Source organism: Silvimonas sp. JCM 19000 (assembly GCF_054652575.1).
This window is the reverse complement of sequence record NZ_BAAIHC010000029.1, coordinates 37,466-49,869: the sequence shown is the minus strand read 5'-3', so window position 1 is coordinate 49,869 and position 12,404 is coordinate 37,466. Positions and strand designations below refer to the sequence as shown.

The 12,404-nt window shown below is 58.9% G+C and carries 12 protein-coding genes; 3 read left to right on the top strand and 9 right to left on the bottom strand.

Annotated features, from left to right (window positions below; genetic code table 11):
- Positions 1 to 17 precede the first annotated feature (17 nt).
- Positions 18 to 2,942, bottom strand: a complete 2,925-nt coding sequence (locus ACYQ1A_RS19150; RefSeq protein ID WP_499364671.1) for an HD domain-containing phosphohydrolase — start codon at positions 2,940 to 2,942, stop codon at positions 18 to 20.
- A gap of 167 nt (positions 2,943 to 3,109) precedes the next feature.
- Between ACYQ1A_RS19150 and ACYQ1A_RS19145 the strand changes: the two genes are divergently transcribed.
- The gene (locus ACYQ1A_RS19145; protein ID WP_499364669.1) at positions 3,110 to 4,303 is read left to right on the top strand and encodes a pyridoxal phosphate-dependent aminotransferase; all 1,194 of its coding nucleotides are present in this window, start codon (positions 3,110 to 3,112) and stop codon (positions 4,301 to 4,303) included.
- 63 nt (positions 4,304 to 4,366) lie between these two features.
- On the opposite strand, the gene ACYQ1A_RS19140 is transcribed toward ACYQ1A_RS19145, so the two are convergent.
- From ACYQ1A_RS19140 to coaD, 7 genes are all read right to left on the bottom strand, one after another.
- A complete protein-coding gene (locus ACYQ1A_RS19140; RefSeq protein ID WP_062222455.1) occupies positions 4,367 to 4,924 on the bottom strand; it encodes an RNA 2'-phosphotransferase in 558 nt (185 codons plus the stop codon).
- Between the two features lie 101 nt (positions 4,925 to 5,025).
- On the bottom strand, positions 5,026 to 5,913 hold the full coding sequence (locus tag ACYQ1A_RS19135) for a GNAT family N-acetyltransferase (protein WP_499364665.1): 888 nt from the start codon (positions 5,911 to 5,913) through the stop codon (positions 5,026 to 5,028).
- A gap of 62 nt (positions 5,914 to 5,975) precedes the next feature.
- The gene (nth, locus tag ACYQ1A_RS19130) at positions 5,976 to 6,626 is read right to left on the bottom strand and encodes an endonuclease III (protein WP_062222447.1); all 651 of its coding nucleotides are present in this window, start codon (positions 6,624 to 6,626) and stop codon (positions 5,976 to 5,978) included.
- Positions 6,623 to 7,438, bottom strand: coding sequence for a glutamate racemase (gene murI / locus ACYQ1A_RS19125; protein WP_499364659.1), 816 nt, complete (start codon positions 7,436 to 7,438; stop codon positions 6,623 to 6,625). Before murI ends, nth begins: the two co-directional genes overlap by 4 nt.
- Before the next feature lie 89 nt (positions 7,439 to 7,527).
- On the bottom strand, positions 7,528 to 8,136 hold the full coding sequence (locus tag ACYQ1A_RS19120) for a lytic transglycosylase domain-containing protein (protein ID WP_499364657.1): 609 nt from the start codon (positions 8,134 to 8,136) through the stop codon (positions 7,528 to 7,530).
- Between the two features lie 79 nt (positions 8,137 to 8,215).
- Positions 8,216 to 9,175 (bottom strand): class I SAM-dependent methyltransferase, encoded by a 960-nt coding sequence (locus ACYQ1A_RS19115; protein WP_053937530.1) that lies wholly within the window; start codon positions 9,173 to 9,175, stop codon positions 8,216 to 8,218.
- Positions 9,176 to 9,284: 109 nt separating this feature from the next.
- Positions 9,285 to 9,788: a pantetheine-phosphate adenylyltransferase gene (gene coaD / locus ACYQ1A_RS19110; RefSeq protein ID WP_499364655.1), complete on the bottom strand. Its 504-nt coding sequence runs from the start codon at positions 9,786 to 9,788 to the stop codon at positions 9,285 to 9,287.
- A gap of 100 nt (positions 9,789 to 9,888) precedes the next feature.
- Here coaD and ACYQ1A_RS19105 point away from each other — a divergent pair, with 100 nt between their 5' ends.
- Complete coding sequence (locus ACYQ1A_RS19105; RefSeq protein ID WP_499364652.1) at positions 9,889 to 11,010, top strand: ABC transporter substrate-binding protein; 1,122 nt, start codon at positions 9,889 to 9,891, stop codon at positions 11,008 to 11,010.
- 162 nt (positions 11,011 to 11,172) lie between these two features.
- A complete protein-coding gene (locus tag ACYQ1A_RS19100) occupies positions 11,173 to 11,589 on the top strand; it encodes a hypothetical protein (RefSeq protein ID WP_499364650.1) in 417 nt (138 codons plus the stop codon).
- A 109-nt stretch (positions 11,590 to 11,698) separates the two neighbouring features.
- Here ACYQ1A_RS19100 and ACYQ1A_RS19095 read toward each other — a convergent pair whose 3' ends face one another.
- Positions 11,699 to 12,370, bottom strand: coding sequence for a Crp/Fnr family transcriptional regulator (locus ACYQ1A_RS19095; RefSeq protein WP_053937534.1), 672 nt, complete (start codon positions 12,368 to 12,370; stop codon positions 11,699 to 11,701).
- Positions 12,371 to 12,404 lie beyond the last annotated feature (34 nt).

The following is a 12,404-nucleotide window of genomic DNA, read 5'->3' as shown; positions in this document are numbered from 1 at the left end:
GTGGGTCGTGACCCACCCTATAGGTATCTGCTGATATCTACCGCGTCGACTTGTTCGGGGCGCAGAAACACTTTGGCGTAGTGCAGGTACACGCCGCCGCGTAAAAACAGCTCGAACAACTCGGCATCGATATGCCCATCGCTGCGCATACGCGCCATGATCGCCAGCGCTTCGCTCAGCGTCTTGCCCTGCTTGTACGGCCGATCGACCGCCGTTAGCGCTTCAAAAATATCGGCAATCGCCATCATCCGTGCCAGCGGACTCATTTGCTCACGCGTCAGGCGCCTTGGGTAACCGGTGCCATCCATTTTTTCGTGATGCCCGGCGGCAATCTCCGGCACGTTGCGCAAATGGCGTGGAAACGGCAGTTTCTCCAGCATCACGATGGTCTGGATGATGTGCTCGTTGATTTTGTAACGTTCCTCCGCCGTCAGCGTGCCGCGGCCCAGACACAGGTTATGCAGTTCGCCGCGGTTATACAGGTCGTGCGGCACATCCATCACAAAGCCATGCCCTTGCGGCAATTGATCACGCGGACCGCGCTCAAAGATGTGCTCCGGTTTATCGGCCAGCAACGCTTCGGTGGCGGGCAAGCCGGCGGGCGCGGTGCTTTGCTTGCGCGCCAGTTCTTCGTGTGACAAGCCCAGGCGATCATCCAGCGTACGCTGCCAGGTCCGCTGCGCGATTTGCCGCAGCTGCGCCATATCGGCCTCGTCCATGCCCTCGCCTCCCTGATTGCTGCGTGCCACCAAAGCAAATTCCGCATCCAGCGTCGCCCATAGCTGATCGCGCATTACCCGCAATGCGGCCTCGTCGCCGCCCTGGGCCAGGCCCTGCCAGTAGGCCACCTCGGCATCGCGCTTCAGCACTTCAAAGCGAGTGCGGATTTCGTGGATACGGTCATACAAGGTCTCCAGCCGCGTGGCTTTATCGACCACATATTCCGGCGTGGTGACCTTGCCGCAATCGTGCAGCCACGCCGCAATATGCAGCGCCTGCCACTCGTCTTCGTTCATCGCAAAATCTGCATACGGGCCTTCGCGCGTTGCACAAGCGGCCTCGGCCAGCATGCGGGCCAGCTCGGGCACACGTTGGCAATGGCCGCCGGTATAGGCGCTCTTGGCGTCGATAGCGCCTGCCACCAGCTGGATAAATGACTCCAGCAACGCTTGCTGTTCCTGAATCAGCCGCTGTGTTTCCAGCGCGACGGCAGCCGTGCCCGAGACCGCCTCAAGCAAAGCCATCTGCGCCAGACCGGGCTCGACCTGGCCCTCAGGCAAAAACAGCAAAAGCACGCCCACGCTTTGCGCTTGCCGGTTACTCAGCGGAATCGCCACCAGCGTGCGCGGTTGGCCAAAGCGTTGCAGCGCGTGAAACCAGGTATCCAGCGGCCCCATTTCTACCTGCCCCACCCAGGTTTGCATGCTGCTTTGCGCCAGCAAGGCAGGGTGCAGCGGATCGCTGGCCGGGTTGAGCAGCGGCAGCGGCTGGCTGAGCAAAATGCATTGGTCCTGCTGACAGGCCTGGCGCGCGCGCAGGCTGCCGTCCGGCTCGGTCAGATAGACGATGCCGCTTTGCGCCTGTGCCATCAGCACGGTCTCGGTCAGGATGCGCGCCAGCAACTGATCAAAATCGCGCTCATCGGCCAGGGCATCGCCGATATCGCGAAACTGCCCGATGGTGGCCTGCATTTGCTGCATTGAATGCGCCAGCTCGTGGATTTCCAGTATCACCGAACGGGTTTCTACCGAAGTATCAAACCGCATGGCCTGGATGGCGCGCGCTTGCTCGATCAAGGCACGGATCGGCCGTGAAGCCAGCCGCGAAAACCACACCGCGATCGGCACCGCAATCGCCAACAGCGCCAGCGCAATCAAGGCGGTTTCCAGGCGCAACTGGCGTGCATCGGCCAGCAACTCGCGCTGCGGCGCGGCCATGGCCAGATGCAACAACTGGTCACCGGGGCCATCGACCACGATGCGCGCGACATAGCCGTACCAATCCTCGCCTTCGACGTGCAAGGGGGCGGCCTCATCGGCAAAGTGACTGCGGTCGCCCATCAACGCAGCGATTGCGGGCACGCCCAGCTCGGCGATGCCCACCAGCGACAAACTGCCGTCGGCTTCCGGGCGGACTATCTTGTCGGGCTCACGATAGGCCAGCACATTGCCATGCGGCCCGATCAGCGCGAGTTCGCTGTGTGCGGTGATGCTCTTTTGCCGCAGCAACTGGCTGACCTCGGCCAGCGTGACATCCACCCCTGCCACGGCGCCATCGTTGGCCTGGCGGGCAAAGGTGGCGCCGGGTTCGCGCGTGGTAAAAAACACGTAGGGCTCGGTGAAGATATGTTTGTCATGCAAGCGCGCGGCTTCATACCAGGCGCGGCGACGCGGGTCGTAGTGGTAGTCGGGTTGCAGCCGGTTTTCCAGCAAACGTAGCTGATCGTCGTAATACAGAAAGCGGCCCTCGCGTTGGCCGTTGACGGTTTCAATACTTTGCAACAACCAGCGCGCGGCCAGCGGCGGCGTGTAGGTCTGGCGAAATGCGGCATTGTTGGGCACGTGCCGCAGCAAAAAGAAATCACCGTTGGCATAGCCGGCATAGGCGGCAGTCAAAGACGGTTGGTTGCGCAACAACTGTTGCAGGTAGGGCAGACTGCGCAGCCGTTGTTCCAGCGTTTGCGCGCGCAGCAACTGCGTATTCGCCAGCAAATCCACCGCGGTTCCGGCATTGCGATACAGGTTATCCAGCCGTTCCGCCGTTTGCGCGCCAATCTGGTTAAACAAGGTGCGTGACGCGGTCAGCAGCATGCGGCTGGCCTGGCGGTCGTTATACCAGGTGTTGACTGCCGCAAACGCCACAATCAACAAGATAAACAGCCAGGCGATATGGATATGTAGCGGGTAGCGGCGGATCGGCTTATCGGAGGAACGCTTGGGCATTACGCTCTCTATCGGCGAGGGGATTGCTCTTGAGAATAGCCGAGCCAGCCGCGACGTACGCAGCGTTTACTTTTCTGTGGCATCAGATACAGCCGCAACTACAGCAGCGGCACGCGGCGCGCTAAACTCTCGGTTTTGTCACCGTGACCGCTTGAAGGATCTGCACCGTGCAACTGTCTAACCGCGTACTCGCCATCAAGGAATCCCCCACCCTCGCCATCACCGCCAAAGCCGGCAAGCTCAAGGCTGAAGGCCGCGACGTGATTGCACTGGCTGCGGGTGAGCCCGATTTCGATACCCCGGACCACATCAAGGCCGCCGCCATCGAGGCAATCAATAAAGGCTTTACCAAATACACACCGGTTTCGGGCACGCCAGGGCTGAAGAAAGCCATCATCGACAAATTCAAGCGTGATAACGGTGTGGATTACGCGGCTAATCAGATTCTGGTGTCGGTGGGCGGCAAGCAGAGCTTCTTCAATCTGTGCCAGGCCTATATCAATCCGGGTGACGAAGTCATCGTACCCGCGCCGTACTGGGTGTCTTACCCCGATATCGTGCTGATTGCCGAAGGCAAGCCGGTGATCGTGCAATGTGGCATCGAGCAAGGCTTTAAGCTGACCGCCGCCCAGCTCGAAGCCGCCATCACCCCGCGCACCCGTCTGGTGGTGTTGAACAGCCCGTCCAATCCAACCGGCGCGGTGTACACGCTGGAAGAACTGAAAGCACTGGGCGCAGTGCTGAAACAACATCCGGGCGTGCTGATTGCCTCGGACGACATGTACGAACACGTGATGCTGGGCGACACGCGCTTTTACAACATCCTGAACGCCTGCCCCGATCTGTACGAACAAACCATCCTGTTGAATGGCGTTTCCAAAGCCTATTCGATGACGGGCTGGCGTATTGGCTACGCGGCGGGCCCGGCCAAGCTGATCAAGGCGATGGAAAACATCCAGTCGCAATCCACCTCCAACCCGACTTCGATCTCGCAAGTGGCCGCCGAAGCCGCGCTAGTGGGCAGCCAGGATTGCATCAAGCCGATGCTGCAAGCGTTTAACCAGCGCCACGAATTTGTGGTGAACAAGTTCAACAGCATCCGCGGCCTCAAATGCCTGGTGGCAGGTGGCGCGTTCTACGCCTTTGTCGACGCGCGCGAGGCGATCAAACTGCTGGCCGCTGAAGGCAAAATCAGCGAAGCCACCGATCTGGCGCTGGGCGCTTATCTGCTTGATACGCAAGACGTGGCCGTGGTGCCGGGTTCGGCCTTTGGCGCGGAAGGCTACTTCCGCATTTCGTTTGCCACCAGCATGGGCAACCTGGAAAAAGCGTTGGGGCGGATTGAGAAGGCGTTGAGCTAAAGGGCCAATGAATCGAGGGGCGAGCGTCGCGGTGGCGCTTGCCCCTTTTTATTTGCGGCCACTTCAAGGCTCGCTGGCATCCGCAAAGTCGATATATTGCGGGGGCACCGCCAACGTGAGCCACACTCCGTTTTCCGACCGGTAGAAGACCTTGCCGTCGCGCTGCATGGCTGCGGTGTCTACCGTTAAAACCACTGCACGCCCATGGCGCGCCCCCACCGTAGTCGCCGTGGCAACATCCTGCGACAAATGCACATGCTGACGACTACCCGGCCGCAGCCCTTGCTCACGGATCGAATCCACAAAACGCGTTGCCGTGCCATGAAACAGCATGGCGGGAGGCTCCACGGGAGCCAGCGCCAGATCGATCGCCACCGAATGCCCCTGACTGGCGCGTATCCGTGACTGATCTTCATTCAGTGCAAAGCGCTTCTTGTCACTGGTGGCCACAATTTCCAATACCGTGGGTCGATCCAGTTGCGCACCGTACTGACGTGCCAGCTCAATTAGCTCATCAAGATCAGCCCAGCCGTTGGCGTCCAGAGTTAATCCAATCTGCTCGGGTTTGTGGCGTAAAACCAGACTTAGAAATTTGCTTTGCGATTCCAGACGCGACGACATTCAAGATTTCCAGAAATTGAACAAATAGCAAGACGTTGCCGCCAACTATACCAACCATGCCGCAGCCCAGCGTCATTCTAGTGACCTGATTAAGGCCGGCTTTACGCCACGCCCAACCTGCTGAATGTGGCTTTGGTATACGCCAGGCGGAACCCGGCACGTTCGGCATTGCGCGCGCTAACGTTGGCGGGGCGCACCGAGACGCTAGCCAGAGCGCAGCCCGCCTGGCGCGCGGCCGTTAACCGCGCCTGCAATAACGCGGTTTGCACCCCGCGCTGCCGCCATGCCGGTACGGTACTGGTAATCGATAGATACGCCACGGCGCCGCCCGGCGTCGGTAACAAGCTAAGCCCTGCGGTGCCTGCGATCTGGCCGTCGATGCGCGCGGCAAATAGTTGGGTGTCGGCGCGCAGCACCGCAATTTGCGCCAATGCGCGTAGCAAACTCACCGGCCGCGCGGTGGCCTGGACGGCGAAACCCGCAATGCAGTGCTCGATAAATACCTCATCCGCCAGCTGCGAGCCGCTAAGGATTTCAATATCGGGATAATCAGTGACCGCCGTATCCGCTTCGGACAGCGGCAGCACATAGCTATTGCTGAACGCGTTGACGTGATAACCGCGCGCCGCCAGCAGCGGCAGGATGGAGGCATCGGCATGCGGGCAGACGTCGATTTCGACGGGCAGGCCCAGCTCGGCGTAGCCCGCTTCCAGCTGCGCCAACGCGGCGGCGCTCACCGGCGCGCCCATGGCAATGCCGGTAACGTGGTTCAGCTTGCGGCCAAACTCGGGCAGCGTAAACGCCGCGATGCCATTGGCGATCTCTTGCGTGCGGACCGCGGTATTGCCGGACAGCTGCTGCAGCGCGGTGACTTGCTGGAATAGATGTTGGGCCTCGGCGTGTTCAAGGGTGGCGGCGAGTTCGGCGTGGGTAACGATCATGTCGGTCGAGTTTATGAATGAGGTGGGCGGCAGCTGAGATTGAAGCATGAAGTCGCCACTGTTTCATCCTGCATACCATAACGTCAGCCAGGATGTTAAATAGCGCCGCCTTAGCGCCCCTTCGGTGGGGTCAGTTCCTTGCCTTTGAAATCGCACACGTCATTGACCACACAGCGCCAGCATTCCGGACGGCGTGCCTTGCAGACGTAGCGGCCGTGCAGAATCAGCCAGTGGTGGGCATTGAGCAGAAATTCGGGCGGGGTGACTTTCAGCAGCTTGTCTTCGACCGCACGCACGTCCTTGCCTGGGGCCAGGCCGGTACGGTTGCCGACGCGAAAGATATGCGTGTCGACCGCCAGCGTGGGGTGGCCGAAAGCGGTATTCAACACCACGTTTGCGGTTTTGCGGCCGACGCCGGGCAGCGCTTCGAGTGCTTCGCGCTCTGCTGGCACTTCGCCACCGTGTTGTTCCAGCAGGATGCGACAGGTTTCCAGCAGGTGTTTGGCTTTGCTGCGATACAGGCCAATGCTCGAAATATAAGATTCCAGCCCCTCTTGCCCCAGCGCCAGGATGGCGGCCGGCGTATTGGCCACGGGAAACAAGCGGCGCGTCGCCTTGTTAACGCCCACATCGGTGGCTTGCGCCGACAACAGCACCGCAGTCAGCAGTTCAAATGGCGTGGTGTAGGCCAGTTCGGTGGTCGGGTTCGGGTCGAGTTCGGCCAGGCGCTGGTAAAAGATGCGGCGCGTTTCTTTGTTCATAACCGGTCCAGGCTCACCTGTTCGATGGCGCCCAGGTTGCGGCCCAGAAAGCGCTCGCCCACATTGCGGAAGTTGAGCGGTACGTCAGTCACAAAATAGCGGTAATCGGGCATGCAGCGTTGCGTGTTAGCCAGGCCTTGTTGTTGCAGCAATTCGGCGGTCTGGTCGGCGATGGCGATAGCGGAATCCACCAGTTTCAGGTCGCCGGTCATGCTGGACAGCATGGGCTTGAGCAGCGGGTAATGCGTGCAGCCCAGCACCAGCGTGTCGATCTGCTCAACAAACACCGGCTTCAGATATTCCTGCGCAGTCAGGCGCGTGACCGGGTGATCCAGCCAGCCTTCTTCCACCAGCGGCACAAACAGCGGGCAAGCTTGCGAATACACGCGGCAATCCGGGTCCATCTGGTGGATGGCGCGCGCATAGGCGTTGCTGTTGATGGTGGTGGGGGTGCCGATCACACCAATGCCGCCGGTTCTTGATTCAGCCACGGCGCACAGCGCGCCCGATTCGATGACGTCCAGCACCGGCAGAGGGCTGATTTCGCGCACTTTTTCAGCGGCGACAGCAGCCATGGTGTTACAGGCGATGATCAACATCTTGACGTTCTGCCGCTGCAAAAAGTCGACGATCTGCAGGGTGAAATGCTCGATGGTGCTGGTGGATTTAACGCCGTAGGGCACGCGGGCGGTATCGCCAAAGTAGACGATGTTTTCAAACGGCAAGCGGTCCATCAAAGCACGTACCACGGTCAGCCCGCCCACGCCGGAATCAAAAACGCCGATGGGATGCGAAGGAAGTGATGTGGCCATGATGCAAACGCTCGCTGCGAAAGAGCGCGATTCTACCATGCGGCATGCGCGCAGAAAGCGGGTTTGTAAGGCAGAACAGCGGCCGGATGTTAACGGCTGGCGACGGTGCCGGACTGGCCCCAGGCAAACAGGTTTTTCCAGGCGCCGTACACCATATTCGGATATTCCGGGCGGCCCAGGCTGCCGTTATAGCGCCCCAGCGCGCGGAACAGATCGCCGTTTTCGATATCCAGATAGTGGCGCAGGATGGTGCAGCCGTAGCGCAGATTGGTGTTCATATCAAACAGGTTTTGCTGCGGCGTGCCAATCTGGCGCTGCCAGAACGGCATAACCTGCATCAAGCCACGCGCGCCGACCGATGAGATTGCATAACGGTTGAAGCCGCTTTCGACATTGATCAGCCCGAGCACCATTTGCGGATCGAGCCCGGCACGGGTGGCTTCGTATTGCACCGAGGTCAGCAACTTGCGGCGCATGAATTCGTCGGGAATCTTGCGCGCCAGCCGATTTGACATATCGGTCAGCCAGACCTGGCCCATGGCCGCGTTATCGAACACCAGACGTGGCTGTACGCCGTCATCAATCGAACGGGCCATGGACGACTGCACCGAGGCCGACAGCGCTTCTTCTTCTTGCGCGCCTGCCCACACATGCGTCGATAACAGTGCAAATAAACAAGACGTTAAGACTTTTTTCACAACCAACCACAACCCTGCCAGAAGCGTCCAAATTTAAGGGCTGACGGCCACGCTGGTCAATGGCCTGCCAGCAGTCGCATCATGCCGCCGGGCGTTCAAAGCGGAAGCACTGATGAATGCGCTTGTTGCGGAAATCTTCAGGTATCGACTCAGCCGTGATATCGGTGCACAACGGTTCCAGTGCGGCATCCAGCTTGAACGTGCGCAAGTTATTGGAGAAATACAACACGCCGCCCGGATGCAACATATCCAGACACGTCTCCACCAGCCAGCGATGATCGCGCTGGATATCCAGCACGCCCTGCATCTTTTTGGAATTGGAAAACGAGGGCGGGTCCAGCACGATCAAATCGTACAGCCAGCCACCATCACGGCTTTCTTCCAGGTATTGCAGCACGTCGGTGCGCACGCGGCGATGTTGCGGGCCTTCAAAACCGTTAAGCGCCATATTGCGCGCGGTCCAGTCCAGATAAGTGTTCGATAGATCGACCGACGTGGTGGCCTTGGCCCCGCCCGCAGCGGCATAGACCGAGAAGGCGCCGGTGTAGCAGAACAGATTGAGCACGCGGCGACCGGCGCTTTCTTCGCGCACACGTTGGCGCGTATTGCGGTGATCCAGAAACAGCCCGGTATCCAGATAGCCTTCCAGGTTAACCAGAAACTTGAGGCCCTGCTCCATCACCACGTATTCGTGCGCGGTGTGGTCGTCATCGTCAAACTGGTTTTTCTCGTACTGGCTGTCACCCTTCTGGCGCTGGCGCGTCTTGATGGTGACGTTGTCCTCGGGAATGCCCAGCGCTTCGGCCGTGGCGTACCAGATATCGGCCAGCCACGCTTCGTGGTCTTCGTCGGTCTGCACCCAGCCTGTGTCGTATTCCTGCAGATTGGCGCGGCCGTCGTACCAGTCAACGATGACCGGAAATTCGGGCACGTCGCGGTCGTACACGCGAAAGCAGGACAATTCATTGCGCCGCGCCCATTTGCTCCAGTGTTTGAAGTTTTTGGCGAGACGATTACGGTAGCTGGTGATATCAGACATCAGAGTGCTTCTTTCAAATGCCACCGCCGCCCGGAGCAAAAGCGCGCGGGCGGCGGCGGTCGTAAATCAATCAAACAGATCCAGCCTGCGGCCGCGCTATCAGAACAGCTTAGCCGCCGCGGTTGGACATATGCCAGCTCACCAGACGCTCAAACACGGGCGCGGGCACATATTGCCCCACCACGTCTTTCCAGCCATCCGGCCCGACCAGGCCTTTTACCATCGTAGAACTGACTTCGGCGATTTCTCGCGGCGGCATCAAAAAGATGGTGTCGATATGCGGTGCCAGATCGGCATTCACATAACGCATTTTGCGTTCGAATTCATAATCTGCGGCTTCGCGGATGCCGCGAATAATGTAATCGGCATTGCGATCACGCGCGTAATCCACCAGAAACCGGTTCTCAAATATTTCTACGCGCAAATTGGGCAAATGCTGTGTGGCTTCACGCAGCATGGTCACGCGTTCTTCCACGCTAAAGGTATAACGTTTGTCCGGATTTTCACCGATGGCCACGATCATTTCGTCAAACAGGCGCACGCCGTGTTCGATCATCCACAAATGACCATTGGTGACTGGATCAAAGCTACCGGCATAAACGGCACGCCGCATGATGCATTTCCCCTCTGAACGCGAGCCGCCACTATACCATCAGCAGACATTAATCTAAGATCAGTCGCACAATTCTCAAAAAGTAATCCGGGGGCCCGTCATGTTGCGTAAGTCGCTGTTTGCATTGAGCTTGATCGCCACACCCGTAGTACATGCCGATATTGTCATCGGCGAATCGGTTCCCACCACTGGTATCGCTGCGGATACCGGCAAGGCCCTGGCACTGGGTGCCTCTATCTATTTTGGTCGGGTTAATGCGCAAGGCGGCATTAATGGTGAGCCAATCAACCTGATTACCAAAGACGACGGTTACAACCCCATCCGCACGCTGGCTAATACCCAGGCCTTGATCGACAACGATAAAGCCGTGGCATTGATTGGTTATTACGGCACCCAACCGATGCAGGAGTTGCTTAATTCAAAGCAACTGGAAACAGCGGGTATTCCGCTGGTGGGCGCATTTACCGGGGCCGAATCGGTGCGCAATCCGGGCAGCCCGTATTTCTTTCAGACGCGCGCCGGTTATACCCAGGAAATTGAAAAAATCGTCGCCCTGCTTAAAGACCATCTGGGCGTAAATCGCATTGCGGTGGTCGCGCAGAAAGATGGTTTTGGCCAGGCCGGTTATACCGCGCTCAAGGCCGAATTGGCCAAGCGCAATATGCAACTGGCGGGTGAAGCATGGTATGACCGCGTGACCGGCGATACCAGCGAAGCCGCCACCGCCATGACCAAGGTAAACGCCGATGCGGTGATCCTGATTGCGATTTCAAAACCGGCCGCTACGTTTTTAAAGAAATTCCGTGATCAAGGCGGCACCTCGCAGGTTTATGGTTTGTCCGCCATTCAATACGACGATGTGATTCGCGCCGTGGGCAAGAGCAGCGCCAGCGGTCTGGGTTTGTCGCAAGTGTTTCCTGCACCCACCAATGCGCAACTCAAAGTAATCCGCGACTTCCAGAAAGATGCAGAGCCGTTCCTTAAAGCGGATGAATATCCGACTTATGCGTTGCTGGAAGGTTATATGTCGGCCCGCATTCTGGTTGAAGCGCTCAAGCGCGCAGGCAAAAATCCCAATCGGGCCAGCGTTTTTACCGCGCTGAGCAATATGAAGAAGTTTGATCTGGGTGGTTATTCCGTTGATTTCAGCAATCCGCGCCGCAATGGCTCCAACTTTGTTGAACTGACGATGATTTCGCCCACCGGTACGCTCAGCCGCTAAGCTCAGCTCCGGCGCAAGCCATATCCGACAGCAAAACCGGCCTCTGGCCGGTTTTTTGTTGCCGGGTGGCCTGGCACACTGGCTCACGTTGGGCCGCATGTCTGATGACGCGGCGCCTATCCCCACCCGGGCATTCGATGTCCGCACAAGGAGCAAAGCATTATGAAAAAACGTAACCAGGTTCTGGCCGGCGGTTTGCTGGCGCTGTCACTGCTGGGTGCCCACGCATGGGCCGACGATATGGCCACCATGCAACCGCAAACCAGCGCCAATGGTGCTGAATATGTCAGCGGTGGCGTTGGCGATGAAGAAATGGCGCAGCTCAAATCAGTGGAAAAGGATTACAACATGCGCTTGCTGTTTACCGGGCGCGATGGTGAATATCAGTCCGGCGTAAAAGTGCAGGTCACTGATGCCAAAGGCAATGTAGCGCTGGATACCACCACCAGCGGGCCGTATCTGCTGGCCAAGCTGCCAGCAGGCCGCTACAAGGTGAACGCGCAGCTGGATGACGCGCAGCAAACCCGCACCACCGTAGTTAACGAGCGCGGGGCCAAGGAAGTGCACTTCGCTTGGTAATGGCGGATGCAAAATAGGGTGGGTCATGACCCACCATTCAAAGCCGTTGATGCGAACTCGGTAGCATCAAGACGCGGCATTGAGTGGTGGGGCATGACCCACCCTATTGTTAGTGCGGCAGATCTTCTGCGCGCAGCAGGCGGATATAGCCACCCGCCAGATCGATCAAGCCATCGTCGACCCAGGCGTTTAATTGTTTGTTGACCGATTCGCGGCTGGCGCCGACCAGATTGGCGACTTCTTGCTGCGTCAGTTTCAGATCAATCAACACGCCCCGATCAGTCTGATCGCCATGTTGCTCGCCCAGCGAACGCAGCATTTTGCCCAGTCGTTGCGGCAGATTCAAAAACAGCGTGTCTTGCAGCAGATCGTCCGCGCCACGCAGCCGTTGGCACAAGGCGGCGATCAATTGGCGCATCACTTTGGGATGCGATTCCAGATAGTCCATCACCGATTCGCGGCGCAGCACCAGCAGCTCACACGGTTCCAGCGCTTCGACGCTGGCAGAACGCATGCCGCCATCCAGCATCGCCAGCTCACCAAAGACCTCGCCCGCCTCCAGCAGACACAGCGTGGCTTCGCGACCGTCCTCAGTACTGCGCACCACCTTCAGCCGGCCATGCAGCACTGCAAACATCTCGTCGCCCGGCGTGCCCTGGGCCACCACCGTGGTCTTGGCGCGCACGGCGCGTAATTCCGCGTTCTGGCCCAAACCTTCGAGTTCGTCTGCAGTCAGCTCGCAAAACAGCGTGCTACCGGACAGGAGTTTTGCTTTATCCATATGAATACAAAGGGCTGCTGGTATGAAAACCCCG

Excerpts from the sequence above, each read along its gene's own strand:
- ACYQ1A_RS19100 (WP_499364650.1), top strand. The coding sequence starts at position 11,173 with ATGAAAAAACGTAACCAGGTTCTGGCCGGCGGTTTGCTGGCGCTGTCA.
- ACYQ1A_RS19150 (WP_499364671.1), bottom strand. The coding sequence starts at position 2,942 with ATGCCCAAGCGTTCCTCCGATAAGCCGATCCGCCGCTACCCGCTACAT.
- murI (WP_499364659.1), bottom strand. The coding sequence starts at position 7,438 with ATGGCCACATCACTTCCTTCGCATCCCATCGGCGTTTTTGATTCCGGC.
- coaD (WP_499364655.1), bottom strand. The coding sequence starts at position 9,788 with ATGCGGCGTGCCGTTTATGCCGGTAGCTTTGATCCAGTCACCAATGGT.
- ACYQ1A_RS19115 (WP_053937530.1), bottom strand. The coding sequence starts at position 9,175 with ATGTCTGATATCACCAGCTACCGTAATCGTCTCGCCAAAAACTTCAAA.
- ACYQ1A_RS19135 (WP_499364665.1), bottom strand. The coding sequence starts at position 5,913 with ATGCTTCAATCTCAGCTGCCGCCCACCTCATTCATAAACTCGACCGAC.
- ACYQ1A_RS19140 (WP_062222455.1), bottom strand. The coding sequence starts at position 4,924 with ATGTCGTCGCGTCTGGAATCGCAAAGCAAATTTCTAAGTCTGGTTTTA.
- ACYQ1A_RS19105 (WP_499364652.1), top strand. The coding sequence starts at position 9,889 with ATGTTGCGTAAGTCGCTGTTTGCATTGAGCTTGATCGCCACACCCGTA.
- nth (WP_062222447.1), bottom strand. The coding sequence starts at position 6,626 with ATGAACAAAGAAACGCGCCGCATCTTTTACCAGCGCCTGGCCGAACTC.
- ACYQ1A_RS19095 (WP_053937534.1), bottom strand. The coding sequence starts at position 12,370 with ATGGATAAAGCAAAACTCCTGTCCGGTAGCACGCTGTTTTGCGAGCTG.